Origin of the sequence: Enterobacter cloacae complex sp. P18RS (genome assembly GCF_014982105.1) — a bacterium.
Lineage (GTDB): Bacteria > Pseudomonadota > Gammaproteobacteria > Enterobacterales > Enterobacteriaceae > Enterobacter > Enterobacter hormaechei_C.
Window position 1 is genome coordinate 13,662 of sequence record NZ_JADCKV010000035.1, and the last position, 26,533, is coordinate 40,194.

Annotated in this window: 24 protein-coding genes; 7 read left to right on the forward strand and 17 right to left on the reverse strand. The window is 56.1% G+C overall.

What is annotated here, in order from left to right:
* Positions 1 to 123: 123 nt before the first annotated feature.
* The 5 genes from fnr to INF61_RS21400 all read right to left on the reverse strand — a co-directional run bounded on the left by fnr (position 124) and on the right by INF61_RS21400 (position 5,908).
* Complete coding sequence (fnr, locus tag INF61_RS21380) at positions 124 to 876, reverse strand: fumarate/nitrate reduction transcriptional regulator Fnr (RefSeq protein ID WP_000611906.1); 753 nt, start codon at positions 874 to 876, stop codon at positions 124 to 126.
* A 183-nt stretch (positions 877 to 1,059) separates the two neighbouring features.
* A complete protein-coding gene (ogt, locus tag INF61_RS21385) occupies positions 1,060 to 1,575 on the reverse strand; it encodes a methylated-DNA--[protein]-cysteine S-methyltransferase (protein WP_015570643.1) in 516 nt (171 codons plus the stop codon).
* Between the two features lie 9 nt (positions 1,576 to 1,584).
* On the reverse strand, positions 1,585 to 3,111 hold the full coding sequence (gene abgT / locus INF61_RS21390; RefSeq protein ID WP_047741336.1) for a p-aminobenzoyl-glutamate transporter: 1,527 nt from the start codon (positions 3,109 to 3,111) through the stop codon (positions 1,585 to 1,587).
* 41 nt (positions 3,112 to 3,152) lie between these two features.
* The gene (locus INF61_RS21395) at positions 3,153 to 4,598 is read right to left on the reverse strand and encodes a M20 family metallopeptidase (RefSeq protein ID WP_033487077.1); all 1,446 of its coding nucleotides are present in this window, start codon (positions 4,596 to 4,598) and stop codon (positions 3,153 to 3,155) included.
* Positions 4,598 to 5,908, reverse strand: a complete 1,311-nt coding sequence (locus INF61_RS21400; RefSeq protein WP_032671083.1) for a M20 family metallo-hydrolase — start codon at positions 5,906 to 5,908, stop codon at positions 4,598 to 4,600. Before INF61_RS21400 ends, INF61_RS21395 begins: the two co-directional genes overlap by 1 nt.
* Before the next feature lie 174 nt (positions 5,909 to 6,082).
* Between INF61_RS21400 and INF61_RS21405 the strand changes: the two genes are divergently transcribed.
* The gene (locus INF61_RS21405; RefSeq protein WP_032648168.1) at positions 6,083 to 6,988 is read left to right on the forward strand and encodes a LysR family transcriptional regulator; all 906 of its coding nucleotides are present in this window, start codon (positions 6,083 to 6,085) and stop codon (positions 6,986 to 6,988) included.
* A gap of 350 nt (positions 6,989 to 7,338) precedes the next feature.
* Positions 7,339 to 7,902: a DNA endonuclease SmrA gene (gene smrA, locus INF61_RS21410; protein WP_015570640.1), complete on the forward strand. Its 564-nt coding sequence runs from the start codon at positions 7,339 to 7,341 to the stop codon at positions 7,900 to 7,902.
* 32 nt (positions 7,903 to 7,934) lie between these two features.
* Here the strand turns inward: smrA and INF61_RS21415 are convergent, their stop codons facing one another.
* Positions 7,935 to 9,596: a methyl-accepting chemotaxis protein gene (locus tag INF61_RS21415; protein WP_049012582.1), complete on the reverse strand. Its 1,662-nt coding sequence runs from the start codon at positions 9,594 to 9,596 to the stop codon at positions 7,935 to 7,937.
* A 145-nt stretch (positions 9,597 to 9,741) separates the two neighbouring features.
* Here INF61_RS21415 and INF61_RS21420 point away from each other — a divergent pair, with 145 nt between their 5' ends.
* Positions 9,742 to 10,608, forward strand: coding sequence for an aldo/keto reductase family oxidoreductase (locus INF61_RS21420; RefSeq protein ID WP_193548111.1), 867 nt, complete (start codon positions 9,742 to 9,744; stop codon positions 10,606 to 10,608).
* Between the two features lie 46 nt (positions 10,609 to 10,654).
* On the opposite strand, the gene INF61_RS21425 is transcribed toward INF61_RS21420, so the two are convergent.
* Positions 10,655 to 10,855 (reverse strand): hypothetical protein, encoded by a 201-nt coding sequence (locus INF61_RS21425; RefSeq protein ID WP_003857516.1) that lies wholly within the window; start codon positions 10,853 to 10,855, stop codon positions 10,655 to 10,657.
* 325 nt (positions 10,856 to 11,180) lie between these two features.
* Between INF61_RS21425 and INF61_RS21430 the strand changes: the two genes are divergently transcribed.
* On the forward strand, positions 11,181 to 11,600 hold the full coding sequence (locus INF61_RS21430) for a translesion error-prone DNA polymerase V autoproteolytic subunit (protein ID WP_003857514.1): 420 nt from the start codon (positions 11,181 to 11,183) through the stop codon (positions 11,598 to 11,600).
* Between the two features lie 346 nt (positions 11,601 to 11,946).
* Positions 11,947 to 14,376, forward strand: coding sequence for a glucose/quinate/shikimate family membrane-bound PQQ-dependent dehydrogenase (locus INF61_RS21435; RefSeq protein ID WP_033487076.1), 2,430 nt, complete (start codon positions 11,947 to 11,949; stop codon positions 14,374 to 14,376).
* A gap of 86 nt (positions 14,377 to 14,462) precedes the next feature.
* Here INF61_RS21435 and pqqF read toward each other — a convergent pair whose 3' ends face one another.
* The 9 genes from pqqF to yajD form a co-directional block, all read right to left on the reverse strand.
* Positions 14,463 to 16,739: a pyrroloquinoline quinone biosynthesis protein PqqF gene (gene pqqF, locus INF61_RS21440; protein ID WP_193548112.1), complete on the reverse strand. Its 2,277-nt coding sequence runs from the start codon at positions 16,737 to 16,739 to the stop codon at positions 14,463 to 14,465.
* Positions 16,740 to 16,744: 5 nt separating this feature from the next.
* A complete protein-coding gene (gene pqqE / locus INF61_RS21445) occupies positions 16,745 to 17,887 on the reverse strand; it encodes a pyrroloquinoline quinone biosynthesis protein PqqE (RefSeq protein ID WP_022651046.1) in 1,143 nt (380 codons plus the stop codon).
* Positions 17,874 to 18,152 carry a pyrroloquinoline quinone biosynthesis peptide chaperone PqqD gene (gene pqqD, locus INF61_RS21450; RefSeq protein WP_003857508.1) on the reverse strand — a complete coding sequence of 93 codons (279 nt, stop codon included), beginning with the start codon at positions 18,150 to 18,152 and terminating at the stop codon, positions 17,874 to 17,876. Before pqqD ends, pqqE begins: the two co-directional genes overlap by 14 nt.
* A 2-nt stretch (positions 18,153 to 18,154) precedes the next feature.
* Positions 18,155 to 18,910 carry a pyrroloquinoline-quinone synthase PqqC gene (gene pqqC, locus INF61_RS21455; RefSeq protein WP_003857506.1) on the reverse strand — a complete coding sequence of 252 codons (756 nt, stop codon included), beginning with the start codon at positions 18,908 to 18,910 and terminating at the stop codon, positions 18,155 to 18,157.
* Positions 18,911 to 18,912: 2 nt separating this feature from the next.
* Positions 18,913 to 19,830, reverse strand: a complete 918-nt coding sequence (gene pqqB, locus INF61_RS21460) for a pyrroloquinoline quinone biosynthesis protein PqqB (protein ID WP_017384563.1) — start codon at positions 19,828 to 19,830, stop codon at positions 18,913 to 18,915.
* Between the two features lie 55 nt (positions 19,831 to 19,885).
* The gene (pqqA, locus tag INF61_RS21465) at positions 19,886 to 19,957 is read right to left on the reverse strand and encodes a pyrroloquinoline quinone precursor peptide PqqA (protein ID WP_002905689.1); all 72 of its coding nucleotides are present in this window, start codon (positions 19,955 to 19,957) and stop codon (positions 19,886 to 19,888) included.
* A gap of 138 nt (positions 19,958 to 20,095) precedes the next feature.
* Positions 20,096 to 21,115, reverse strand: a complete 1,020-nt coding sequence (locus INF61_RS21470) for a dipeptidase (protein ID WP_141414784.1) — start codon at positions 21,113 to 21,115, stop codon at positions 20,096 to 20,098.
* Positions 21,116 to 21,219: 104 nt separating this feature from the next.
* On the reverse strand, positions 21,220 to 22,485 hold the full coding sequence (locus INF61_RS21475) for a Y-family DNA polymerase (protein WP_032609083.1): 1,266 nt from the start codon (positions 22,483 to 22,485) through the stop codon (positions 21,220 to 21,222).
* Between the two features lie 259 nt (positions 22,486 to 22,744).
* Positions 22,745 to 23,092, reverse strand: a complete 348-nt coding sequence (gene yajD, locus INF61_RS21480; RefSeq protein ID WP_006808895.1) for an HNH nuclease YajD — start codon at positions 23,090 to 23,092, stop codon at positions 22,745 to 22,747.
* Positions 23,093 to 23,299: 207 nt separating this feature from the next.
* On the opposite strand from yajD, the gene INF61_RS21485 reads away from it, so the two are divergent.
* Positions 23,300 to 24,334, forward strand: a complete 1,035-nt coding sequence (locus INF61_RS21485; RefSeq protein WP_193548113.1) for an LLM class flavin-dependent oxidoreductase — start codon at positions 23,300 to 23,302, stop codon at positions 24,332 to 24,334.
* Complete coding sequence (locus INF61_RS21490; protein WP_017384558.1) at positions 24,327 to 25,274, forward strand: zinc-dependent alcohol dehydrogenase family protein; 948 nt, start codon at positions 24,327 to 24,329, stop codon at positions 25,272 to 25,274. Before INF61_RS21485 ends, INF61_RS21490 begins: the two co-directional genes overlap by 8 nt.
* On the opposite strand, the gene INF61_RS21495 is transcribed toward INF61_RS21490, so the two are convergent.
* The gene (locus tag INF61_RS21495) at positions 25,271 to 26,311 is read right to left on the reverse strand and encodes an AI-2E family transporter (protein WP_015570634.1); all 1,041 of its coding nucleotides are present in this window, start codon (positions 26,309 to 26,311) and stop codon (positions 25,271 to 25,273) included. The genes INF61_RS21490 and INF61_RS21495 overlap by 4 nt on opposite strands.
* Between the last annotated feature and the right edge of the window lie 222 nt (positions 26,312 to 26,533).

Here is a 26,533-nt window from a genome sequence, read left to right on the forward strand (position 1 = left end):
TACTGTCACCACAGTCTGTAAGTAAAAGAGTAACCTATATATCTTGAATGAAACAGGGGGGAAGTTTTTGCCAGATCAATAATCATGAAAATTTATCGACCTGGCATAAGATATCCGGGAGAGTTATGCCACGTTACGTGAGTGACCCGCCAGAATGGCCAGCGCTTCACCGTTTTCGATGGTGATGTACTTACCTTTAACCGCCAGCATTCCGCTTTTCTGGAAGCGACCCAGCAGACGGCTGATGGTTTCCACGGTCAGGCCCAGATAGTTGCCAATATCGCCGCGCGTCATGGTCAGACGGAATTCACGCGGGGAGAAGCCACGCTCCGCGAAACGGCGGGAGAGGTTATAGATAAAGGCGGCCAGACGCTCTTCGGCATTCTTTTTGGAAAGCAGCAGGATCATATCCTGATCGCCTTTAATCTCACCGCTCATCAGACGCATCATCTGCTGACGCAGGTTCGGCATCTTACCGGACAGATCGTCCAGCGTCTCAAACGGAATTTCGCAGACCATAGAGGTTTCCAGCGCCTGAGCAAAGCTCGGGTGATGGCCACTGCCGATGGCGTCAAAGCCGACTAAATCGCCTGCCAGATGGAAGCCGGTGATCTGCTCGTCGCCCTGTTCGGTAATGGTGTAGCTTTTGATAGTGCCAGAACGGATAGCATAGAGCGATTTCAGTTCGTCTCCCGCCTTAAACAGCGTCTGCCCTTTCTGAATAGGCTTTTTGCGCTCGATGATATTGTCAAGCTGATCGAGTTCGTGCTCATTCAGAGTAAACGGGATACAGAGCTGGCTGATGCTGCAATCCTGGCAATGGATAGCACAACCGCCAGACTGAATGCGTCGTATAATTCGCTTTTCCGGGATCATAGGTTTGCTCAAGCCTTAATTGATATTGGTCAATTTTAACATCTTTTTGGTAAGGACGTAAGTCTGGCAAACCCCCAATAAAGACAAGAGACGGCAGCGTGTTGCCATCTCCTTGAAATTCCACAGAATGATTAAGGATTATGGACCTAACAGGAAGAAAATTAAGCACAAAAAGCCTGGGAATTACAGCAGAAAATACCCTTCGTGACGCAGCAGCCACTCTTTGCGCTGTACGCCCCCGGCATAGCCGGTGAGGGTGCCGTTGCGCCCGATCACGCGATGGCAAGGCACCACAATGCTGACGGGGTTAGAGCCATTTGCCGCACCGACCGCGCGCGCCGCGCCGGCACGGCCAAGCTGTTCTGCCAACTGACCGTAGTGCATCACCTGCCCGCAGGGAATATTACGCAGCGCCTGCCACACCTCGCGCTGGAAAGGGGTGCCCGCCGTGGCGGTTGGCAGGGTATTAATAATGCTGAGATCGCCCTCGAAGTAGGCCGTCAGTTTATCGCTCAGCCCGCCAGGATTACGGGCAGTAATACGCTCGTAACCCTCGGCGCGATAATGGATGTTGAGCAGCTCAACCATCCGGTCGCTGTGCTCTTCCCATTCAACCGCGCGCAGATTGAACGCTTCATCCGCGATAACCCACAGCGGCCCCAGCGGCGTCGCAATCTTATCTTCGAGTAATCTCAGCATCAGTACTCCTTAGTTCAGCCTCGGGTAAACACCCGGTCCAATCGGCAGGCCGACAAGATACCACGCCACCAGCATCACCAGCCATACCCCTAAGAAGATAAGCGGATAGGGCAGAACCAGCGAATAGTAGGTACCCAGCTTAGCCTCCGGTATGTAGCGTTGCAGGAAGCCTAAAAACAGCGGAACGAAGGGTGACACGGGCGCCAGCGGGATCACCGAGGAATCGGCGACACGGAACAGGATCTGGGCGAACGCAGGATGGAAGCCGAGCATCATAAACATGGGGACAAAGATGGGCGCCAGAATCGACCAGATGGCCGACCCGCTGGCAATAAACATGCACAGCAGGGACGACAGCAGCGCCAGGCCGACAAACGCCGGAACACCGCTCAACCCCGCCGCCTCCAGCGCGTCCGTCAGGCTCACGGCCATAAACTTGCCCATATTGCTCCAGTTAAACATGGCGACAAACTGCGCCAGCGGGAACACCATCACGATAAAACCCGCCATCTCCTTCATCGGCTCGATCATCAGGTGCGGCAGATCTCCCTGACGGCGGATTTTGCCGGTGGCGATGCCGAACGCGAGCGAAACGACGAAGAAGAAGAGAATTATCAGCGGCACAATGCCCTGTATAAACGGCGAGGGCAGTACGGTGTGTTTGATCGGATCGCGCAGCACGCCATTTTCCGGCACCACCATCAGCGCCACCACCGCAATGAACGCCAGCGAGACGATCCCGGCTACGCGCAGGCCGAACTGCTGCTCTTTGCTCAGCGTCTCCAGCTTTTCATCGCTCCGGCCTTCCCATTTACCCAGGCGCGGCTCAATGATCTTATCGGTAATCAGCCCCCCGACAATCGTCAGGACAATCACCGAACTGGCCATAAAGTACCAGTTGTCGATCACGCTGACGTGCATAGTCGCATCGATGGTGCTGGCTGCCTCCGTACTGATGCCGGAGAGCAGCACATCGGTGGTCACGATAAGCAGGTTAGCGGTAAACCCACAGCCGACGCCCGCAATCGCCGACAGCAGACCCGCAACAGGATGACGGCCAACGGCGAGGAAAATCAGCGCCCCCATCGGCGGCATGATCACCAGCGCCGCGTCGGACGAGATATGGCTGAAGAAGGCAATAAACAGCACCATATAGCTGGCATAACGCGCGCTGACGTGCGAGGCCATTTTCACCATCAGCGCGGGCAGCAGACCCACGCGTTCGGCCAGTCCCGCGCCTAACACCAGCGCCAGGATGGCGCCCAGCGGCGCAAAACCGCTGAAGTTTTTAATCACGTTCGGCAAAAACCAGTGCAACCCTTCAACGCTGAGCAGGTTTTTCACTGCCACCATGCTGCCGTCGGCCGGGCTGCGCACGCTCACATCAAAGGCGGACAGCACGGCCGTCGCGACCATCAGGATGACAATTAAATAGATAAAAAGCAGGAAAGGGTGCGGCACTTTATTGCCGATCCTTTCAACCCAGCCATAGAGCTTACCGGATGGGGAATGCGAAGGTATGGAAGACATACTCATGGGCGTTCCTCGGGACTGTTGTTGTGTTGTGTTGTGTTTTTTTATTTTAAAGGTGACGGTGTCACGCCCTGCGGGATCGGACACTCGTACGGTTTTTCTGTTATGTGTTGTTCGAACTCTTCCCGGCATTTTCGCAACAGGTCGGCATCCTGAAGCAGATGCAGCGCGGTCGCGCCCATCACTTTTCCGGCCAGCAACATGCCTTTATGGGCAATTGAGGTACGCCCCTGCGCCACTAATTGCCAGGTATGCAGTGGGGTGCCGACGGTAAAACAGGGGCTAAAGCACTGTGCAACAGGCATCTTCCAGCTGACATCCCCCACATCGGTGGAGCCTGCCAGCACGTTATCGGTGATGGCGTAAGGGGCAACTTCATCCACCAGCAGCGTCTCCTGATGGCGTCGGGCAAACGCTTTTCCCTCTTCGCCCCCCGTTGCGGCAATGTTTTTCAGGCTGTTTTGCAGGTCGTTTGCCGTGAGCGTGGCGCGGATTTCACGGGCAAATTCGCGTTCCTCTTCCGTCCAGGCCGGCGTGCCATAATGCTGCAATGCGTGGTACATCGCCGCTTCGAGCGTACGGTTCGGCAGATAGCTGGAGCAGGCTTTATCAAAGCGGCACTCGACGGTGGTTTCGGTCATCATCGCCGCACCCTGGGCGATTTTCTCGATGCGCGCGTAGATCTGCTGCGCATCGGCCATCTCCGGGGCGCGGATCAGGTACAGCACCTCGGCCTGGGCCTGTACCACGTTGGGCGAAATCCCGCCGGTATCGGTGATGGCGTAATGAACGCGCGCTTTTTCTATGATGTGTTCGTTGAGGAAGTTTGTACCGGTGGTCATCAGCGTCACGGCATCCAGCGCGCTGCGCCCCAGATGTGGGGAGTTTGCGGCATGAGCGGCGATCCCCTTAAACCGCCAGGCGGCCTGAATATTGGCCAGCGTGCTGACGTTAAACATCCCGGCAAAGGCCTCCGGGTGCCATGTCACGGCAGCGTCCACGTCGTCAAACAGCCCTTCACGTACCATAAAGGTTTTACCGGAGCCGCCTTCCTCGCCGGGGCAGCCGTAAAATCGTACCGTTCCGCTGCCGCCGTGTTGTTCCAGCCAGCTTTTCACCGCCACCGCCCCGGCGAAGGCAGCAGTGCCTAACAGGTTATGCCCGCAGCCGTGGCCGTTCGCCCCCGGGGTGGCGGATTGCGCCGTCGCGCAGTGCGCCTGCTGGCTTAGCCCGGCCAGGGCATCGTATTCGCCCAGAAGGGCGATAACGGGCTTGCCGCTGCCGTAGCTGGCAATAAAGGCATTGGGAATGCCTCCGGCTTCCCGCGTCAGGGCAAAGCCCTCGGCTTCCAGCGCACTGGCGAGCCGTTCGGCGGACCAGAACTCTTCGAAGCGCGTTTCGGGATGATCCCAGATGTCGTCGGCAATATCGGTAAACGTCTGACATCGCGTGTCGATGGCATCGGCGATAAAAGCGTAGTTCTCCTGCATTACACACCTCGCGTCCACGGGAAATTAAGCGCAGTTCGCGCCAGCGTTTCGATGGCAACGTTCATCACCTGCTCATCAAAATCGAATTTTTCGTTATGATGTCCGGCGCTCAGCTCGGTGCCGAAGACCATATACGACGCCATGCCGCCGTTCTGCTGAACGCGGGCCATCATCAGCGTGGCATCTTCGGAGCCCGCAGGCGCTGTCACCTTATCAATTGCATGCTCAATTCCGGAAACCTGGCTCGCCTGTTCGCGCAGATAAGCAACCCAGGCCGGCGTCGGCGCGCTGAAGGTGGCGGCACCCATCAGGCGTATTTCGGCGCTTACGCCGTAGAGCGCGGCCGCGCCGGTGATAACCGCCTGCGCGCGTTCAAAGACATACTGATTAATGGCTTCGGTTTCGCCGCGGGTTTCAACCTTGATCAGGGCATTGGCGGGCACCACGTTGCGTCCGCTACCTGCCTGCATCACCCCGACGTTGACGCGGGAGGCGCCTTCGCTGTGTGGCGCAATGCTGTGCAGGGCAAGTGCGGCCTGCGCGGCGGCGAGCAGAGCGTTACGTCCGTCCTCCGGCTTACCGCCCGCGTGTGCCGCAACGCCGGTAAAGTTCACGTCGAACTTGGTGGTGGCCATAAAGCTATCGCTGCCGCAGATCGCCGTTCCGGCAGGCACGCCGGTACCAATATGAATGGCGGTAAAATAATCCACGCCGTCCAGCGCCCCGGCGGCAACCATGGCGCGCGCGCCGCGGGTGCCTTCTTCGGCAGGCTGGAAAATTAGCTTGATGGTGCCGTTGAGCTGCGCTTCATTCTGCTTAAGCACCTGCGCCAGCCCCAGACCAATGGTGGTGTGGCCGTCGTGCGCGCAAGCATGCATCATTCCCGCATTGCAGGAGGCAAAACCGTCGCGGAAGGGGCGATGACTTTCGTCAAGCGCTTCGCTTAAATCAAGTGCATCCATGTCTACCCGAAACGCCAGCGTCGGGCCCGGACGTCCGGTATTCAGGGTCGCCACAATGCCGGTAAATCCGCCCTCAAACGGCGCCAGCCATTTCTCCGGCGCACCCTGCGCCCGGGCGCGGGCAAACTCTCGCGAAAGGGTGGCATCATCGGGCAGTCCCATACGGCTTTCGGCATCGACCACGTCGCGACCCATCGCCAGTTCGTAGCCCAGCGAGTCGAGGATTTCCGCGACTTTCGCAGCTGTTCGAAACTCTACCCAGCCGGATTCCGCAAAATGGTGAAAATCGCGACGCCATGCGATCAACTGGGGGGATAATGTCTGGATGTACTGTGCCAGTGTGTCCATATCTGCTCCTGTCATCATAAAAAATGTGAACTGCTTCACGTTGTGATAGTTTTTACTTATCACTAACCGTTTTTTCACAGTTTTAACCGTTCAGAAATTACCCTCGCATATCCCTTTCCATTAAAGTAGATGACAGTTTCTTTACTCTGATAAACAACGGTTATCGGTTGAGCTATGTCATTTCAGATTAAATTTCATCAAATCCGGGCGTTTGTTGAAGTGGCGCGTCAGGGCAGCATTCGCGGTGCCAGCAGGACGTTAAATCTTTCCCAGCCGGCGCTGACCAAATCCATTAAAGAGCTGGAGGAGGGTATGGCGGCCCAGCTGTTTGTGCGCCGGAGTAAAGGCGTCGCGCTGACCGAGTGCGGGGAAGGGTTTTATCACCGCGCTAATTTGATTCTGGAAGAGCTGCGTGCAGCGCAGGATGACATCCGCCAGCGACAGGGCGAGCTTGCCGGGCAGATCAATATTGGGATGGGGGCCAGTATTTCACGCAGCCTGATGCCGGCCGTCATTACGCGTTTTCATGCGCAGCATCCTCAGGTCAACGTACGGATTATGGAAGGCCAGCTGGTGTCGATGATTAATGAATTACGTCAGGGTGAGCTGGACTTTACCATCAATACCTATTATCAGGGGCCGTACGATCACGAATTTACGTTTGAAAAGCTGTTCGAAAAGCCTTTTGCTGTATTTTGTCGGGCAGGGCATCCGGCGACAGGGGCGACCTCAATTAATGAGCTTTTGCAATATAACTGGACGATGCCTACGCCCCGGGGAAGTTATTATAAGCAGTTGCAGGATACTTTTAGCCATCGATCTCAAATACCGCGAATTGGCGTTGTCTGTGAGACCTTTTCCTCCTGTATTAGCCTCGTCGCACAAAGCGATTTCATCAGCATTTTACCGCAGGAGCTGGGCTGTGATCCGCTTCTGGCGCACCGTCTGATAATGCTGCCGGTTGTCGAAACTCTGCCTAAAGCAGCATATTATTTAATTCAGCGTCGTGATTCTCGCCAGACACCGCTTGCCGAATCATTAATCACGCAGTTTCGAAGGGAAGCCAGGAAATTAATTTAATAAAAATAACAACAATAAAAAAATAGAGTCTGCCCGACATCAGACAGACTCCACAGTACACACAGTCGTGCGTCCTTTCGCGGATCCTACATGTATTATCCATTGGGCAGGTTTATTAAGTTATAACAGCTTTTTCTTAAAAGAGAAGGACGTTGAGTGATTGATTTCACGATTTTTTAACGTAAATTATTTAATTAATTACGGCTGAAATTTAAGTTAAGGTTAGATTAAATTTATTGCGTCTGCGATTATCTGTTCCTTAAGCCATTATTTGAACCCGTGCCTGGATGATTGAGACCCGCAACGGGCGCAGGTATAGTACATCACTCAGATGTAGCCGGAGGATTTCCATGAACCCTGACGACAAATCACTTTTTCTTGACGCCATGGAGGATGTCCAGCCGCTCAAACGCTGCGCGGATATTCACTGGCAGCAGAGCCGCAACACGCGGGCGCGTCAGGAAATAGATACTGAGCAGCTCGATAACTTTCTGACCCTGGGGTTTCTGGAACTGTTGCCCCTTGCCGAGCCGCTCATGTACCAGCGCGAAGGGGTACAGCAGGGGGTATTTGATAAGCTGCGTTCCGGCAAATATTCCCGTCAGGCCAGCTTAACGCTGTTACGCCAGCCTGCGGAGCAATGCCGCCAGCTGGTCTATTCCTTTATTCGCCAGGCCGGACGTGACGGGCTACGCAACCTGATCATCGTGCATGGTAAAGGGCGTGAACAGCAGTCGCATCCTAACGTGGTGCGCAGCTATCTTGCGCGCTGGCTGACCGAGTTCGACGAAGTACAGGCCTTTTGCGAAGCGCAGCCGCATCACGGCGGCAGCGGAGCATGCTATGTCTCGTTGCGTAAGTCAGAGGATGCGAAGCGAGATAACTGGGAGCGCCACGCCAAGCGCAGCCGCTAATCAGGAAGGCGGGCGAGATGCCCGCCTGTCACTCAGAAGGTTTCCCAGTTCGCGTCAGCTGTATTCGCGCCTGCCGCTGACGGGCGCAGCAGTACGGGCGGTTTCACGTTTTTAGGGCGAGCCGCCAGCGATGCCTGAGCGTTCAGCCGGAATGCCGCCACGGCCTGACGCAGCTGTTCAGACTGATCTTCCAGCGCTGCCGCCGCCGTTGCCGACTCCTGTACCAGCGCGGCGTTTTGCTGTGTGACGCTGTCCATCTGCGAGACCGCCAGGCTGACCTGCTCTATACCGCGGCTCTGCTCGTCAGACGCCGAGGAAATCTCAGCCATAATATCGGTTACGCGCGTCACGGCCGCGACGATCTCTTTCATGGTCGCACCCGCCTCGCTCACCTGTTCCGAGCCGGTATTCACCCGGCTGACAGAGTTCTCGATAAGCCCTTTGATCTCTTTTGCCGCCTGCGCGCTGCGGCTGGCCAGCGTCCGTACTTCACCTGCCACGACCGCAAAGCCGCGACCTTGTTCCCCGGCACGGGCGGCTTCAACCGCCGCGTTGAGCGCCAGAATGTTGGTCTGGAAGGCAATGCTATCGATAACGCCGGTGATATGCGCAATTTGCTGAGAACTGTCGGCAATGTCATTCATGGTACGCACCACGTTATCCACCACCTGACCGCCGCGAGCGGCGGTTTCAGACGCATTCTTCGCCAGCAGCGTCGCCTGACGGGCGTTATCCGAGTTCTGTTTCACCGTGGCAGTCAGCTCTTCCATACTGGCGGCGGTCTCTTCCAGCGAGGCTGCCTGCTGCTCGGTTCGCGCGGAAAGGTCGTTACTCCCGGCGGCAATTTCTCCTGCGCCCGTGTAGATAGAATCTGTGCTGCCGCGCACGGCGCTGACGGTGCTCACCAGCGACTGCTGCATCTCGTGCAGACCAGCAGCCAGCTGGCCCATCTCGTTGCGCCCGGTAATCGCGACATTTTGCGTCAGATCGCCGCTCGCGATGGTGCGAATATGGTTCATGATGGCGTTGAGCGGTTTCAGGAGCAGGTGCTGTAAACCCTGCCAGATCACCACCAGCACGGCGATCACAGTCAGGAAGATCGCCGCCAGCGTCCACTGCATCTGGGTAAAGCTGCTCTGATTCTCTTCGGCGGCGGCTTTCAGCAGCACGTTGTTTTCAGCGCGCCAGCGGGTATAGACCGCCTCCATCTCATCCTGCGCCTGCTGGGCGTCCAGGTCGCCATAGGCCTGATAGTTATCGGCGCGCAGATACTCAATGGACAATCGCATCACCTCGTGCATTTGCTTCCAGGCTTTCTGCATCTCTTCGGTGAGCGCGGCATTCTGGCCCTTCACCTGCGAAATCGCCTGCCAGTTTTTGTAATAGTCTTCGGCTTTGGTCAGCGAACCGTTCGCGGTGCCCAACAGCGTGTTGATTGCTGCGAGAGAGGCCGGATCGCGCTGGTTTTTCAGGTAGCGGATCGCCACGCGGGTGACGGTAACGCGCGTTTTCACCAGCGTGTTCACGCTGTCGCTCAGGCTCTCCTGTTGGGCATTGAGTAACCCGGAGTTCTGAAAGTTGTGACGATCGTTGTTAACGGCAGAGTAGAACAACCCTCCCGTGACAACTTGCAGCAGACAGAATATGGTGAGGGCAAAGATAATACCGGTAATCACGTGCAGATTTTTCAGCATGGCGGTCATCCGTAAGAGAAGAGGCAGGGTTACATCAATACTATCGTCGTAGCGAATTTAAACTTTAATTTTACTATTGCTTAACTAATGGTTTCGTTGCGGAACCTGTTGTAAATCCGGATCATTTTTTATGAGGAAGGTCAGCATGAGCAGCATAGATAAAAGCGGAACGTTCACGCTCGGAACGCGTACGGTTAAACGATTTGGCTTTGGCGCGATGCAGCTTGCCGGGCCTGGCGTTTTTGGTCCGCCAAAAGACAAAAATGCGGCGCTGGCGGTGCTGCGTGAAGCGGTGGCGTCGGGTGTGAATCACATTGATACCAGCGATTTTTACGGACCTCATGTGACCAACCAGCTTATCTGCGAGGCGCTTCATCCGTACCGGGACGACCTTACGATTGTGACCAAGATCGGAGCCCGACGCGGCGAGGATGCCTCCTGGCTGCCGGCGTTTTCCGCGCAGGAGCTGACGCAGGCGGTGCATGACAACCTGCGTAACCTGAAGCGGGATGTGCTGGACGTGGTTAACCTGCGGATCATGTTTAGCACCCACGGACCGGCGGAAGGCTCGATTGCCGCGCCGCTGAGCACCCTTGCGGAGCTGCAACAGCAGGGGCTGGTTCGCCATATTGGGCTGAGCAACGTCACCGCTTCGCAGGTCGCTGAAGCGCAGAAGATGGTTTCCGTGGTGTGTGTACAGAACATGTACAACGTTGTGAATCGCGGTGACGATGCGCTGGTCGATTCGCTGGCGCAGCAGGGGATTGCCTGGGTGCCGTTCTTCCCGCTGGGAGGTTTCACGCCACTGCAATCTTCCGGACTACAGGCGGTGGCGGATTCACTGGGCGCGACGCCGATGCAGGTGGCGCTGGCATGGCTGCTGCAACGCTCGCCAAATATCCTCTTGATCCCGGGAACCTCGTCGGTGGCGCATCTGCGTGAAAACCTGGCGGCAGCCGATCTGGTATTGCCGCCTGAGGCGCTGGAGACGTTAAATTCGCTGGTGGGGTAATCCCGATGGCAGCAAAAGCCCGGAGGATTTTTCGGGCTTTTGCTGTTTATGATCCAATCTGACTTCTTTGGCGGTGAAGCGCTAATGCTTCCGCCACGATTTCCTGCTTACTTTTCCGTGTTTCATACGCAGTAATGCGGATGTACTCCATCAGCGCAGGATCGATGCGCGCGCTTAACATCCTGAGTTCGGCCTCCTTTGCGACACCGCGAGCAACACGCTTATCGGGATAATCACGGGCGGGCATAGAAAACGTCCTCCAAAAATTGTCTTGTTAATTTGTGCTGTAAAATATGCGCCAGTCTAAATAGAAAGTCAATGGATAGTGATTGTGCAGTGAGGCTAAGTTGTGTTTTGTGTATTTAGAAGTCATTAGTAAGTGATTTGATAGTGATGTTTTATGACGCGTTAAGCTTGCTCATACGTAAAAATTTACAAAGCAAATAATCTTCATTGCTATAGGGGGTTATAAGCGAAGCGGTTAAGGCGTAGCCAGCCGCTTACGCTGACATGGCTTGATCGATACCTCAGTTAAAACTACTGTATATAAAAACAGTATGGAGGTATTTATCATGATCTTTTTCAGACCCGCAGAGTTGCGTGAAATCGTTGCTATTCCACTTTTCAGCGACTTAGTACAGTGCGGCTTCCCCAGCCCGGCAGCGGATTATGTAGAGCGGCGTATCGATTTAAACGAGTTATTAGTCGCCCATCCCAGCTCCACTTACTTTGTCAAAGCCGCCGGTGACTCGATGATAGAAGGGGGGATTAATAACGGTGATTTGCTGGTGGTGGACAGTTCCCGCAAGCCTGAGCATGGCGATATCGTGATTGCGGCGGTAGAGGGCGAATTTACCGTGAAGCGCCTCCAGTTGCGTCCCAATATTCAACTCAACCCCATGAACAGCGCCTATTCACCGATTATTGTCGGCAGCGACGATACGCTCGATATCTTTGGTGTAGTGACGTATATCGTGAAATCCGCGAGCTGATCGTGTTTGTGAAGCTTAATTAATAGGCAATAAGTTAATTCTCATCATGCAAAAATCTTACGTTATCCGGGCTGTCTTGTCGGCAAACCTGATATTCATCGCATAAGCCGGAACTGACTGGTCAAATATTCTGGTATTGGCGAATTACAGAGTGATATCCCATTTTTTTATTTTGTTATGTTCCTGCACTTTAGTGAGTTTTCTTTTCTTCCGACAGAATACATTTTGTCTACATTATAATTTTAACTTATGATTCGCACACGAACAATCGATGTTATGCAGGGTTTTAGCATCGTGGCAGTCAATAAAACCCTGCTGTTATAAAGTAATCAGGAGATTCATTTTTATGTCAGACAATAATCCCCGCCCATCCGGCTGGTTAGGCCCGTGGTGCCTGCTGGTGGGTGTGATACTTCTTGTAACGGGGCTCTTTTTTGCCATCGGCGGTTTTAAACTGGTTTCCCTGGGGGGGAGTTGGTATTTTCTCATCGCCGGGGTTATCACTCTGCTCTCTGCGATTCAGTTCTTCCGCCGCAAGTCCTCTGCCGTGGGGCTGTTTGCCCTGGTGTTTCTTGGTACCCTGATTTGGGCATTTTTCGATGCCGGGCTCGACTTCTGGCCGCTGGTTTCCCGTTTAATGGTACCCGCCGGGCTGATGGTGCTGGCAGCCGCCACCTGGCCTGCATTGCGTAAACGTGAAGGAAAACCGTCCTGCGTAAAAGGGGCCCTGGGGGTCTGCGCGGTCCTTATTGTCGCCATGGGCGTCACCTTTGTTCAGATGTTTCAACCCCATCCGACCGTGCCGTTTAGCGGTGAAAAACGCCCGCTGGTGCCGGTAAAAGATGATGCGAAACAGCAGAACTGGGATCACTACGGTAATACGGCTGGCGGTAGTCGCTTTGTGGCGCTGGACCAGATAACCCGTGACAACGTGAAAAACCTGAAACCGGTCTGGACCTACCATACCGGTGACGTACCGGAAAGTCCGGACGGCAATGGCGCAGAAGATCAGCAAACGCCGCTACAGGTTGGCGATCGTGTCTTCCTCTGTACGCCGCATAACAACGTGATCGCCGTGGATGCCGATAGCGGGAAAGAGATCTGGAAAGCGGAAATCAACGCCAGGTCTGCAATCTGGATGCGCTGCCGTGGTCTGGCGTACTTTGATGCCACCAAACCGCTGGCGCAGCCAACGGTAGCCGGCTCCACGCCGGTTCTGCCAGCGCAGGTGGCACCGGGCGCTGCATGCCAGCGTCGTATCCTGATGAACACCATCGACGGTAAGCTGATCGCGTTAGACGCCGATAACGGCAAGTTCTGCCCGGACTTCGGTACTAACGGCAGCGTTAACCTGCATGAAGGGATGGGCGACGCGTCAGATCCCACCTACGTGCTGACGTCGGCCCCGACGCTGGCGGGTACGACGGTTGTCGTTGGCGGCCGCGTTGCGGATAACGTCAGCACCGATATGCCGGGAGGCGTTATACGTGGTTATGACGTGATCACCGGCCAGCTGCGCTGGGCGTTCGACCCGCGTAATCCGGATCCGAACTATGTTCTGAAGCCGGGCGAACACTACAAACGTAGCTCTGCAAACTCCTGGGCCCCTATGTCCTGGGATGCGTCGATGAATACCGTGTTTATCCCGATGGGAAGTTCCTCTGTCGACCTGTGGGGCGCTGACCGTATTCCGGAAGATCACAAATACGCCACCTCAATCCTCGCGCTGGATGCGACTACCGGGAAAGAGAAGTGGGTATACCAGACCGTGCATAACGACCTCTGGGATTTCGATATCCCGATGCAGCCGAGCCTGGTTGATTTCCCGACGAAAGAGGGCAACAAGCCCGCGGTGGTGGTGGGCACCAAAGCGGGGCAAATTTACGTTCTTGATCGCCTGACGGGTAAACCGCTCACTGAAGTGAAAGAGGTTCCGGTAAAACCAGCGGATATTCCACGTGAACAGTACCCGGCAACGCAGCCGCGCTCTGTGGGAATGCCGCAGATTGGCGCGGAAACCCTGAAAGAATCGGATATGTGGGGGGCGACGCCGTTTGACCAGCTGGCCTGCCGTATCAGCTTCAAATCAATGCGTTATGACGGTCTGTACACGATGCCGGGAACCGATATTTCCCTGAGCTTCCCGGGCTCGCTGGGGGGAATGAACTGGGGCAGCTTGTCCACCGATCCGAACAACCAGTACATCTTCGTCAACGACATGCGTCTGGGTCTGTGGGTCCAGCTGATTAAACAAGATCCGCAGAGCGCGGTGGCAAACACAGGCGGTGAAGCCGTGAACGCCGGGATGGGCGCCGTTCCGATGAAAGGAACGCCGTATTCGGTCAACAAAAACCGTTTCATGTCACCGCTGGGCATTCCGTGCCAGAAACCACCGTTTGGCTCCCTCTCCGCAATTGACCTGAAAACGCAGAAAATCGTCTGGCAGGTGCCGGTCGGTACCGTTCAGGATACCGGTCCGTTTGGGATAAAAATGCGCATGCCAATGCCTGTCGGTATGCCGACGCTGGGCGGTACGCTGGCCACGCAGGGCGGTCTGGTCTTCATTGCGGGAACCCAGGATTACTACCTGCGCGCCTTTGATTCCTCCACGGGGGAAGAAGTGTGGAAAGCGCGTCTCCCGGTGGGTAGCCAGGGCGGACCTGTCAGCTATGTATCACCGAAAACCGGCAAACAGTACATTCTGATCTCTGCCGGCGGTGCACGCCAGTCGCCGGATCGTGGTGACTACGTGATTGCCTACGCGCTGGATAAATAACAGCTAAATAAGCAGCCCGGCCCCGTCGTAGTACGGGGCTTTTTTTTGACTAAAAACTACGCACAGGAAGAAAGCGCCGGTTCCGGTCAGCCCGTGAAAAGCACCCGCCAGCGTCGGCGACGGCGAGTCATCTCGCGCCATAGCGCGATTATCTCGTCAGGTTGCAGGGCATCAATAGCCTGCGGCGTTAACACCGGCAAACCATAGCGCTGGCGCAGGGCGGCCACTGCCGTGGCGCTGGCATCCATCGGTGAGCGGATCTGCGTCGCCAGCTGCTGTCGCAACACGCTGAACGCTGCCTCATCGCACGGCGTCAGCTCACGCAAAAATCGTTTGCAGCAACCCAACAGGTTCACGGGAGAACGGTCAGGCGACTGTAACGCCAGCAACAGGCCATCGCGATCGGCAATACGCTGATAACGACAGCTGACCACGTAGCCAATCTGCTGTTCCACGCGCAGGCGCTGGAAAAATTGCGGTTCGCAGCATAACGCCAGCAGCCGCAGCGCGGCGAGCGACGCGCCCGGCGGCAGGGGAATAAACACCAGCAGCGCCGAATCCGCGCTGGCGTGCGGGATGTGTTCGATCCCGCCGGGACAACCGCTTAACGGCAACGGCTTAGCGTTAACCGGCACCCGGAGCAGGCCAAGCTGCCGGGCTAACCCGTGCGCGTGTCCGGCGCTGCCGCCAACTAACGCCGCCAGCCAGCCGTCCCGTGGCGGGTCCGATGCCAGACGTTCAGGCAATTGCTGAAGCAGCTCACGGATGGCAATGCCTTCTGGCGCTGGCGTAATAGCAGGTGCGGGGTGGGAGAGGCGATCGATTATCGCCCCGATGATGGGTTCCGCCGTCACCATGGCGTCAGGAAGCCGCAGGGTGAGCTGCCAGCTACCGTCAACCGTTTGCCACTCGCCGCTGCCGTCGATATGGCGCAGTTCAGCAAGAAGAGGGCGTAACTGTTTGCCCATCGCCACCCCCTGTGACCTGTCCACGCGCGAATAAAAAGGCCTGCGCAGGATCAGCGTCGGCGGTTGTGTCTGCGCCGACAAATGCAGCAGTGGAGCAGCTTCTGACGTCGGGGCTGGCGCAGCATACCTGGCAGTCTGCGGGTAGAAGGAAAACGCGATGGGGCTATCATCTGCAACCGGCTGGCGACGCCAATGGCTAAGCGGCAGGGCAAAACCCTGGCTGGCAATAATTTCAGCGGTTTCCATTTTTTTGCAGGCCAGATACGAGACTGGCGCCGCCAGTAAGTCAGCACAGAAGGCGGAAAAACCTACGGGCGCCGCGCCGGGCGCAAAACCAAATGCCCGCTGGCGCAGCTGCTCCAGCGTCGGCAGGGCGCTGAAACGCTGCTGTGCCAGCCGATAATAATGCCGCTGCTGCTCATCCGTCGTTTGCTGTAGCGCCCGTAGCCAGTGGGTAATATGCGGGTCAATGTCCTCGGGCCGTTCGCTATCAACCGTTAGCGCCAGCCAGCCGTAATCGTCATCCTGATAAAGCCAGTTCAGGGCTACCTCTTCTGCCAGCCCGCGCGCCCGTAGCCCGGCAATCAGGCTTCCGGGGGCGTCGTCCAGTAAAAACTCCCGAAATAAAGTGACGTTGTCACTTTTTCGGATTAACGGACAACGCCACAGTGCGGGTCGCTCCGTTACCGCCAGCTTATAATCTGCTTCAGCGCTAAGACGCAACGGGGGAGCGGTTTCAGGCATGCCTCCTGACGCAAAATCTGACGCAAACGTATGGGCAAGCTCGGCCAGCACATCCAGCGTTTGCGGCCCTTGCAGCCACAATTGCAGGTGTCCGGCCACATAATAGCGACGATGAAAGTCGCGCAACGCGGCTTGCAGCGATACCGGGTCCTGTCCCAGAGAATCCTTGCTACCCACCTGAAAACGGCGAAAAACCGCGGGTTCTTCCATCGCGTGGCGCGCCGCCGCTTCGCGCCTGGCGGAATCATGTTGCTGGATGAGCCGGTTTTCCGCATCAATGACAGCCACTTCGCGCTGTATGTCATGCGGTGAAAGCAGCGGCGCCTGCAACATATCCCGCAGCCGCGCGACGCCGTAGGACAGGTTATCGGCGGCAACGTCGAAGAAAAAAGCGCTGTGGCGAGCCAGCGTGGTGGCATTGACGCTGCCGCCCTGGCGCTGGACCCAGGCCATGAGTCGATCATCGCCCTGATAGCGCTGGCTACCGCGGAACAGCAGGTGCTCAAGCAAATGCGCCAGACCGGCGAAGCGCGGTGGCTCGTGATGGCTTCCGGCACTCACGCGCGCCAGCGCCGCCGCGCGTGTCGCCTGCGGCTGATGCACCAGCGTTGCGCGCAAACCGCCTGCCAGTTCCACGATGCGGGTGGTCATTATCGTTACAGTTCCCGGGTTTTGTAGATAAGCTGAGAACGGGTACGGTTGCGGAACTGAAGTTGACCGATCTTCATATCACTACAGGCTGCTTCGCGTCGCGCCTCGAGGATTTTATGATGATGCGGCGATTTGCTGCACACCGGATCGGCGTTATCCGCATTCCCGGTGAGCATAAAGGCCTGACAGCGGCAGCCGCCGAAGTCCTTCTCCTTTTCATCGCAGGAGCGGCACGGCTCCGGCATCCAGTCAAACCCGCGATAGCGGTTGAAGCCGAAAGAGTCATACCAGATGGATTCCAGGCTCTGCTCAAGCACCGACGGGAAATCCACCGGCAGCTGGCGCGCGCTGTGGCAGGGCAGCGCCGTGCCTTCCGGGGTCACGCTGAGGAAAATCGACCCCCAGCCGCCCATACAGCCTTTTGGCCGCTCTTCGTAATAATCGGGGGTGACGAACAGCAGGTTGGTCAGATTGCCGCTGGCGGCCATTTTTTGCCGATATTCGGCAACCACGCGTTCCGCGCGGGCGATCTGTTCCCGCGTCGGCAGAAGCCCCTGACGATTAAGGAACGCCCAACCGTAGAACTGGCAGGTGGCAAGTTCGACATCGTCGGCGTCCAGTTCGATGCACAGCTCGATGATTTTATCGATCTGATCGATATTATGCCGATGCAGGACGAAATTCAGCACCATCGGGTAATCACGGGCTTTGACCGCTTTGGCCATCGCCAGCTTCTGCTGGAAGGCTTTTTTATTCCCCGCCAGCGCAGCGTTGAGCACTTCATCGCTGGCCTGGAAGCTAATCTGGATATGGTCCAGACCGGCCTCGCTGAACGCGTCGAGTTTGCTTTCCGTCAGGCCAATTCCCGAGGTGATCAGGTTGGTATAAAAACCGAGATCGCGGGCGGCGCGGATCAGCTCCGGCAGATCTTTACGCGTCAACGGTTCGCCGCCGGAAAAACCTATCTGCACGCTGCCCATCGCCCGCGCCTGGCGGAAAACCTCAATCCACTGTTCGGTGGTCAGCTCCTGATCCTGCCGGGCGAAGTCCAGCGGGTTAGAGCAGTAAGGACACTGTAGCGGACAGCGATAGGTCAGCTCCGCCAGCAGCCACAGCGGTGGATTGACGGCGGGTTTATTCTGGCTCACGGAAAATAATCCACTTCTGTTGATAAGCGATTTGCAGGAATTCTACGACGTCGTCATCCACGCCGCCGGCTTCCGGGAACCGTTCGTTGAGTATGGCAATGATGGCCGCCGCGTCGCGTTGGCCATCGACCAGTTCGAGGATCGCGGCCGCGGTCTCATTGAGTTTGGCCATGCCTTCCGGATAGAGGATGACATGGCTGTCCTGAGCGGCTTCCCATTGCAGGCGATAGCCGCGACGAAAGGCGACGATGGAGTTTTTTTGCATGCTTATACCAGTCGGGTTGTGTGCCAGGCCGCTTTGTCGGTGACCGTGTGATAAGGCGGACGCTGTAGCGCGTAGGCCATGGTCATCGCGTCGAGCATCGACCACAGGATATCGAGTTTGAACTGAAGGATCTCCAGCATCCGATTCTGCTTTTCCGCGCTATCGCAGTAACGCTTCGCCAGCTCCAGACCGTGTTCAACGTCGCGGCTGGCCTGGCTGAGGCGGCTGCGGAAATAAAAATAGCCTTCCTCTTTGATCCACGGGTAGTGCTGTGGCCAGCTGTCGAGACGCGACTGATGGATTTGCGGGGCGAACAGTTCGGTGAGCGAGCTGCATGCCGCCTCCTGCCAGTTGGCGCGGCGGGCGAAGTTAACGTAAGCGTCGACGGCGAAACGGACGCCGGGCAACACGTGGCGTTCGCTGATTAAGTCCTCGCGGCTGAGCCCCACGGCTTCGCCCAGCTGTAGCCAGGCTTCGATACCGCCGTCATGACCGTTGCTGCCGTCGTGATCGAGGATCCGCTGCACCCATTTGCGACGCGTGTGCGGATCCGGGCAGTTCGCCATAATTGCCGCATCTTTCAGCGGGATCGTCGTCTGGTAGTAAAACCGGTTCGCCACCCAGCCCTGGATCTGCTCGCGGCTGGCCTCGCCGTTATGCATCGCGATATGGTACGGATGGTGAATATGATAGTAGGCGCCTTTCGCCCGGAGGGCGTGCTCAAACTCTTGCGGTGAGAGCGTTTCGCGAATGTGCATAGTTAGTCCTGAAGCGTGATGTTCATCCCGTCCCAGCTCACTTCTATTCCCTGCTGCGCAAGGGCGTGACGCTGCGGCGACTGCTCGTTAAGGATCGGGTTGGTGTTATTAATGTGGATCAGAATCTTGCGCTTTGCCGGCAGCGAGGCCAGCAGCGCCATCATGCCGTGTTCATCGCCGAGCGCCAGATGGCCCATGTCGCGGCCGGTATTGCGTCCGACGCCGGTGGCCTGGAGTTCATCGTCCTGCCAGACGGTGCCGTCAATCAGCAGACAGTCCGCTTTTTTAAGCCACGGCAGGATGGTGTCATCGGGTTCACCGAGACCCGGTGCGTAGAACAGCGTCTGACCGTTGCGGCGGTTTTCGATAAACAGCGCCACGTTATGCCCCGGCAGCGGGCGGTCGCGCCACGGCGAATAGGGCGGTGCGTTACTGGCGATGGGGACAGCGGTAAACTGCAAATCAGGGCAGGCTTCCACGCTAAAGGCGGTGAGCGGCGCGATCGGGTGGTGAATCAGGCCACCGTTCCAGTGCCGGAGCATGGTAAAAATCGGGAATCCGCTGGAAAGATCTTCATGCACCTCCGGCGTACACCATACCTGATGCGGGCACCCTTCGCGCAGGCTGAGCAGCCCGGTGGTGTGGTCAATCTGGCTATCGGTGAGAATAATGCCGCCAATATGCGTGCCGCGCAGAACCTCTTTCTTATTCAGTTCTGGCGTATGGGCAATCTGCTGGCTGATATCGGGGGAGGCGTTACACAGCACCCACTCTTTGCCGTTATCGCTGACGATGATCGACGACTGGGTGCGAGGGGTCGCCTGAAGGGTACCGTCGCGCAAACCCTGACAGTTGGCGCAGTTACAGTTCCACTGGGGGAAACCACCGCCAGCGGCGGAACCGAGGACTTTAATAAACATGAAGATGGGCCAGGTAGTCAAACAAAAATGCCCGCACGGATGGCGGGCAGAGCGATTAACGGTTGGAAATGTACAGGGTCACTTCCAGGCCAAGACGTAAATCAATAAAAGCAGGTTTCTTCCACATCGTTTTTTCCTCTTTAAAAAAGCAGCACCAACGCCATTGTTTGTGCCAGTTTTGTGATGGTCATCAAATAATGCGTCACAGGAGGGCAAAGCTCAACCCGAAAGATGTAAGGAATTAACTTAATGTTTACAACGTAACCTATTGTTGCCAAACATTTTGCAATACCTTTTGCCAGTTGCCCCACAGCAGCTTATTCAGCACAAATTGATCATAGCCGCTGTCACGCAACGCGCTGATTAGCCGCGGTAAACCACTCACATCGTGTAAGTCATCAGGCAACGTAATGCCGTCAAAATCGGAGCCCAGCGCGACATGATCGTCACCCATGATGTTAATAAGATAGTCGATATGGCGAACGATTGTGCTCAGCGGGGTATCGCTATCGCGTTTACCGTCGGCGCGCAAAAACGCGTTGCCGAAATTGACGCCTGCCACGCCGCCGCTGTCGCGGATAGCCAGTAGCTGCCGATCGGTCAGATTGCGCGGTTGCGGGCACAGCGTATGGGCGTTGGAATGGGTGGCGACCAGCGGTGAAGAGGAATGACGAGCGGTATCCCAGAACGCTTTTTCATTCATATGCGAAACATCAATCAGCATGTTCAGGACGTTAGCGTGCTTAATGAGGGCGATACCCTCAGCGGTAAGCCCTGGGCCGCTGTCCGGGCTGCCGGGAAACGCCCCGTTAACGCCGGTGCCGAAACGGTTAGCAATGTTCCAGAAAGGCCCAATGCTGCGCACCCCGGCGGCATAGAAAGCCTGTAGATCGTCTCCCTCGCCGTCAAAACCGCCCGCGCCCTCAATATGCGCCACCATCGCCAGCACTTTATCCTGACGGCAGCGTTCGATATCCGCCGAGCTCAGGCACAATCGCGCCCGGCCATCGGAGTGGGCGACAAGCTGCTTAAGGATCGTCAGCTGCTGCCAGAGAATGTCGACCGGCTGCCACGGCTCGCTGGCGTATTGTGGCGCCATGCGGGCGATATACTCCTGCGGCGGCACGAACAGCGCGAACAGCCCGCCGGAAAATCCGCCTTGCTGCATGCGTGGATAATCGAGGTGTCCCTTCTCAATGCCGGAGAAGAAGGCCGTTACCGGATCCTGGCGATGGTGAAGCCATAAATTAAGCAACAGGTCATTGTGACCATCAAAAATCGCCATAGCGCATCCCACTGTCTTTTATTGCTGCGAAAGTTGCCTGGCACGATAACCGATTTGTCCGGTCCGGCAAGGGGAAAATTACAACTTAGCAGCAATTGTTAATATCACTTAACAGTGAGGAGATCCGCAAAGCGGGTGGTGTAGCGGGGTGAAAGCATTTCCCGTTTCATCTGCCACGGCTGCTGTATACCCTGTCCCGCGAAGTAAAGCGTGCCACGGCCATTTTCAGCATTCAGATGGTCTAATACATCCATTAACTTTTGGCTGTTTTTCCTGGGTGCGTTGTCGTCAAACAGATTAAGTTGCGCGACGCCCTGGCTATAAAAATCTCCCAGCATCACTCCGGCTTTCTGGTACCGATGGCCGTTCTTCCAGACCGCATCCAGACAACGAACTGATGCGCCGATAATATCCCGGCTATCCTGGGTTGGGGTGAGCAGTTTTACCGACGCGCTATTGCCATAATATGGCTCGTTAAGCGCGAAGGGCGAGGTTTTAACAAATACGGAGATAAAGCGGCAATGCTGATGCTCATTGCGAAGTTTTTCTGCTGCCCGGGCGGCATAACTACAGATGGCCTGGCGTACATCGTCATATTCGGTGATGCGTTCGCCAAACGAGCGCGAACAGACGATTTCTTGCTTTACCGGGGCAAACTCTTCCAGTTCAAGACACGATTCGCCCCGTAATTCACGCACCGTTCTCTCCAGCACGACATTGAAATGTTTTCTTATGAACCGGATATCGGTGTCTGCCAGTTGCAGGACGGTCTTAATCCCCATCATCTCAAGCTTCTTCGCTATGCGACGTCCTACACCCCAAACGTCTTCGACGGGTAGCGCCGCCATCAGCTTTCTCTGACGATCCACATTGGATAAATCAACAACGCCTCCCGTCTGGCGCTGCCAGCGTTTCGCCGCATGATTTGCCAGTTTCGCCAGCGTCTTTGTGGGTGCGATGCCCACTCCGACGGTCAGATGGGTGCGTTGCAGTACGGTCGCTCTCATTTCATGCCCAAAGTCGGAAAGATCGCGACAATTACGCACGCCGGTAAGATCGCAAAAGATCTCATCAATTGAGTATATTTCGCTACGAGGCGACATCTCTTCAAGCGTGTTCATTACCCGGTTGGACATATCCGCGTAAAGTTCATAATTACTGCTGAAACAAACCACGCCATGATGCCTGAAGAGATCTTTCTGTTTGAAGTACGGTTCACCCATTTTCACAAAGGGTTTGGCTTCAGCGGAGCGAGAGATGACGCACCCATCGTTATTGGACAACACGACCACCGGTCGTCCCTTCAGGTCCGGGCGAAAAACCGTTTCACAGGAAGCATAGAAAGCGTTCACATCACACAGTGCAAACATGGTCAGCTCGCTCTGGTATCGCCAGGAGGGGTGAAAAACTGCATTATGATCACCGTTAATTAAGACTGTATTTATATACAGTATTGTATGTTGATAGCAAAGATCAAGGGGGAACGAGGAGTGACGTCGTACGGGTGCAGGAGGGAGAGGGTTATGTTCAGAATGGCGGCGAGGCAAATCTGGCGGAAAGGGTATTTAATGAAATGTTTAAGGAATATAAGTGCCCATACGACAGGTATGGGCAGTGAAGCCGTCGATATTACTTCTTCTTGTTCATCATCGCCTTGAGATCGGCAAAGGGGTTAAACGTGGCGACACCCACGTCTTTTTGCGCATCCTCACCCGCGACAACGGTGGTGCCATACTGATCCGCTTCGGTGTACTTTGAGTGTTCGTGATCGTGACAAAACAGGCACAACAGCTCCCAGTTACTGCCATCTTCCGGGTTATTGGTGTGATCGTGGTCGATATGGTGAACCGTGAGTTCACGAAGATTTGAATATACAAACTCACGCGAGCAGCGTCCACAAACCCAGGGGTAGATTTTTAGCGCTTTTTCACGGTAGCCGCTTTCCAGCCGTGCGTAGTTTTTGGGGATCAGAGCCATTGCTGATGTTACCTGTTAAAAAGAGAATAATTCACACTATATCCCATTATGAGATGTCAGGAGAATGCCTCCTCTGCGGGAAGGCAGCGTGCGATTTGCGTATTTCTGTCAGTTTATTTGAAGCATTCCGTTAAATAATCACCATTTATTCTCATTCGTTAATGCGTAGAGTAGGGATAACGCAATGCTTTATCAGGATACTCCACTATGAAAAAGATCGGATTTTTGTCGTTTGGTCACTGGACACCGTCACCCCAGTCCGGCACGCGAACCGCGGCTGACACGCTGCTACAGTCCATCGATCTGGCGGTCGCCGCCGAAGAGCTGGGCGCGGACGGGGCTTATTTCCGTGTGGATCACTTTGCCCGCCAGCTCAGTTCGCCATTCCCCTTGCTGGCTGCAATAGGCGCGAAAACCAAACGCATCGAAATCGGGACGGGTGTGATCGACATGCGGTATGAAAATCCGCTGTATATGGCGGAAGATGCTGGCGCGGCAGATCTCATCTCCGGCGGGCGATTACAGCTTGGTATCAGCCGGGGTTCCCCGGAGCAGGTGATTGATGGCTGGCGTTATTTTGGTTACGTGCCGCAGGAAGGGGAAAACGAATCTGATATGGCGCGCCGCCACACTGAGGTACTGCTTGATGTATTACGCGGTGAAGGGTTTGCAAAGCCTAACCCACAGCCGATGTTCCCAAACCCGCCGGGATTGTTGCGTCTGGAGCCGCATTCAGAAGGCTTACGCGATCGTATCTGGTGGGGGGCTGGCTCTAATGCAACGGCAGTATGGGCGGCAACACTGGGGATGAACCTGCAAAGCTCAACGCTGAAAGATGATGAAACCGGCGAGCCGTTCCATATTCAGCAGGCAAAACAGATCCGAGCCTACCGACAGGCCTGGGCTGAGGCAGGGCATACCCGTCAGCCACGCGTTTCGGTCAGCCGCAGTATTTTTGCCCTGATGGACGATCGCGACCGGATGTATTTCGGTTCAAGCCGCAATGAAAGCGACAGCGTGGGCTATCTGGATGAGAAAACGCGGGCCATTTTCGGACGCAGCTATGCCGCAGAGCCAGACAAGCTGATTGAACAGTTGAAAAAGGATGAAGCGATCGCGGAAGCGGATACGCTGTTACTTACCATGCCGAATCAGCTGGGCGTGGAATACAACGCACATGTGATCGAGTCCATCCTGAAACATGTCGCACCGGAAATGGGATGGCGCGATCGCAATGCTTAATCTGGCCCTCTGGTATCGCCGGTTTGGTGAGCCTGAATCGGTACTGCAAGCGGAAACTACACCATTGTCGCCGCGACAGCCGGGAGAGATACGTGTGCGCATGCTTTTTTCCCCGGTGAACGCCTCCGATCTCATCCCCATCACCGGAGCATATCGCCATCGCACGCCGCTGCCTGCGATAGCCGGTTATGAAGGGGTCGGAATAGTGACCGAAACGCCCGCCGCTTATCCGGCGCTGCTGGGCAAGCGGGTCCTGCCGTTACGGGGGCAGGGAACCTGGCAGCGCTATGTCGACTGCCCGGCGGCGTATGCGGTTCCCGTCCCGGACGACGTCGACTCGCTACTTGCCGCGCGGGCGTATATCAACCCGCTTGCCGCACAGATGATGCTGGACCGCTATCCTCCGGTCGGGAAAACGGTGCTGCTCACCGCTGCCGGTTCTGACTGCGCCGTTCTGCTCGGGCAATGGGCACGTCAGGCGGGTGCGGAGGCGGTTTACGGGATCCATCGTTCGCCCGTGCACGCTCAACGTCTGGCTGAAATGGGGATCGTCCCGATTGCGCAACATGATACGACCGCCGTCAACGCTGCCGCCGCGCAAGCGGAGGTGGTGTACGACGCCACGGGCGGCAGTCTGGCGGAGACGATCCTGAGCGTGATGCCCGAAACCGGCACCTTTGTCTGCTACGGGCTACTCTCCGGGCAGACCTTCCGGCAGCAGCGGCCGTTGCCGCGCGTGGCGTGGTTTCACATTCGTAACTATCTGGACGCGCTGAGCGCTGAGGCGTGGCAGGCGGAGTTTCGGCGCATCTGGCCTAAACTGCGCGCCAGCCAGTGCAGCGATGTCACCCTCTACCCGCTGTCGGAATGGCAGCGGGCAGTGGGCAACTATCGCGAAGCGGGAAGAACGGGTAAGCCCATGCTGTCGATGGACAATTAATCGGCCTTATGGCTCATGTCGCTCAGCAGTACAGCGATACTTTGTCCACCGGCGGTCTGCTCCAGGCCAATTTTGACAATAATTGTCAGCGGAACGGAGAGCAGCATGCCGACAGGCCCGAGCAGCCAGCCCCAGAAAATCAGGGACAGGAACACAACAAGGGTTGAAAGCCCCAGCCCGCGTCCCATTATCCGTGGTTCGAGAATGTTCCCGAAGACAAGGTTAATCACCAGATAGCCTGCCAGCAGAATCAGGGCATCATACAAACCGCTGAAAACCAGCACCTGAAGGATAGGGGGGATCGCCGCCAGCACGGAGCCGATGTTAGGAATATAGTTGAGCGCAAAGGCCAGCAGCCCCCAGACAAAGGCAAAACGCACATCCAGCGCGGCGAGCATCCCCCAGACCACTAATCCCGTCACCAGGCTGATGGCCGTTTTCAGCACCAGATAGCGTGAAACGCTGTCGAGCGCGCGCTGAATGGCGCCCATTCCCTCTACCGGACGCACCATGATGTGCTGGAGCTTTGCAGGCAGCTGTGGAACTTCCAGCAGCATAAACACAACCGTCAGGAACAGCAGGAAAATCGAGGTCATGGCGTTGGAGAGTTGTGCCAGCAGGCTGGTGACAATCGTCATGGCGGCATTCGGATCGATGTATTTAAGCAGTTCCTCAACCGAGACTTCGATACCCGCGCGTTGCAGCCAGGGTTCAATTTGCAGCAGCGGGGTCGCCAGGGAAGAGCGGTATGTCGGTAGCGTCCGCGCCAGCTCGTTCAGGGAGGTTCCCAGATAGGCGACTAAAAGCACCATCGCAACGATAATAATACTGATAAGCAGGCTTATCGCCAGCACACGCGGGATGCGTAGCCGCACCATTCGCTGCACCAGCGGATTGAGGATCACCGCGATAAAAAGCGCCAGGATAAAAGGCACGATGATATCGGCCGCAAAACGAACGCCGGTCAGAATGATCATCAGCATGCCCAGCATGATGACGATCTTAAGCCCGTTGAGGGTGATAATAGGTTTGGCCATGGACGTTCCTGAACAGTTTTTTATTTATAATAGAGGGGAAAGCGGATTAAAAAAACTAACCAAAATCAAACAGACTGGGTAAAGAAATGAAAAGGCTTTGAGTAAATTCCTGGCTTATGATACAAATCAGGCGTGTTCAACTACCGAGGACAATTTTCATCCGCAAAGACGAGAAGCAACACCGCGGATAATTGTAATTTTATGGACAATTTGTTCAGGACG

Bases quoted from the DNA above. Each gene is read 5' to 3' on its own strand.
- fnr (WP_000611906.1), bottom strand. From the start codon at position 876: ATGATCCCGGAAAAGCGAATTATACGACGCATTCAGTCTGGCGGTTGT.
- ogt (WP_015570643.1), bottom strand. From the start codon at position 1,575: ATGCTGAGATTACTCGAAGATAAGATTGCGACGCCGCTGGGGCCGCTG.
- abgT (WP_047741336.1), bottom strand. From the start codon at position 3,111: ATGAGTATGTCTTCCATACCTTCGCATTCCCCATCCGGTAAGCTCTAT.
- INF61_RS21395 (WP_033487077.1), bottom strand. From the start codon at position 4,598: ATGCAGGAGAACTACGCTTTTATCGCCGATGCCATCGACACGCGATGT.
- INF61_RS21400 (WP_032671083.1), bottom strand. From the start codon at position 5,908: ATGGACACACTGGCACAGTACATCCAGACATTATCCCCCCAGTTGATC.
- INF61_RS21405 (WP_032648168.1), top strand. From the start codon at position 6,083: ATGTCATTTCAGATTAAATTTCATCAAATCCGGGCGTTTGTTGAAGTG.
- smrA (WP_015570640.1), top strand. From the start codon at position 7,339: ATGAACCCTGACGACAAATCACTTTTTCTTGACGCCATGGAGGATGTC.
- INF61_RS21415 (WP_049012582.1), bottom strand. From the start codon at position 9,596: ATGCTGAAAAATCTGCACGTGATTACCGGTATTATCTTTGCCCTCACC.
- INF61_RS21420 (WP_193548111.1), top strand. From the start codon at position 9,742: ATGAGCAGCATAGATAAAAGCGGAACGTTCACGCTCGGAACGCGTACG.
- INF61_RS21425 (WP_003857516.1), bottom strand. From the start codon at position 10,855: ATGCCCGCCCGTGATTATCCCGATAAGCGTGTTGCTCGCGGTGTCGCA.
- INF61_RS21430 (WP_003857514.1), top strand. From the start codon at position 11,181: ATGATCTTTTTCAGACCCGCAGAGTTGCGTGAAATCGTTGCTATTCCA.
- INF61_RS21435 (WP_033487076.1), top strand. From the start codon at position 11,947: ATGTCAGACAATAATCCCCGCCCATCCGGCTGGTTAGGCCCGTGGTGC.
- pqqF (WP_193548112.1), bottom strand. From the start codon at position 16,739: ATGACCACCCGCATCGTGGAACTGGCAGGCGGTTTGCGCGCAACGCTG.
- pqqD (WP_003857508.1), bottom strand. From the start codon at position 18,152: ATGCAAAAAAACTCCATCGTCGCCTTTCGTCGCGGCTATCGCCTGCAA.
- pqqC (WP_003857506.1), bottom strand. From the start codon at position 18,910: ATGCACATTCGCGAAACGCTCTCACCGCAAGAGTTTGAGCACGCCCTC.
- pqqB (WP_017384563.1), bottom strand. From the start codon at position 19,830: ATGTTTATTAAAGTCCTCGGTTCCGCCGCTGGCGGTGGTTTCCCCCAG.
- INF61_RS21470 (WP_141414784.1), bottom strand. From the start codon at position 21,115: ATGGCGATTTTTGATGGTCACAATGACCTGTTGCTTAATTTATGGCTT.
- INF61_RS21475 (WP_032609083.1), bottom strand. From the start codon at position 22,485: ATGTTTGCACTGTGTGATGTGAACGCTTTCTATGCTTCCTGTGAAACG.
- yajD (WP_006808895.1), bottom strand. From the start codon at position 23,092: ATGGCTCTGATCCCCAAAAACTACGCACGGCTGGAAAGCGGCTACCGT.
- INF61_RS21485 (WP_193548113.1), top strand. From the start codon at position 23,300: ATGAAAAAGATCGGATTTTTGTCGTTTGGTCACTGGACACCGTCACCC.
- INF61_RS21490 (WP_017384558.1), top strand. From the start codon at position 24,327: ATGCTTAATCTGGCCCTCTGGTATCGCCGGTTTGGTGAGCCTGAATCG.
- INF61_RS21495 (WP_015570634.1), bottom strand. From the start codon at position 26,311: ATGGCCAAACCTATTATCACCCTCAACGGGCTTAAGATCGTCATCATG.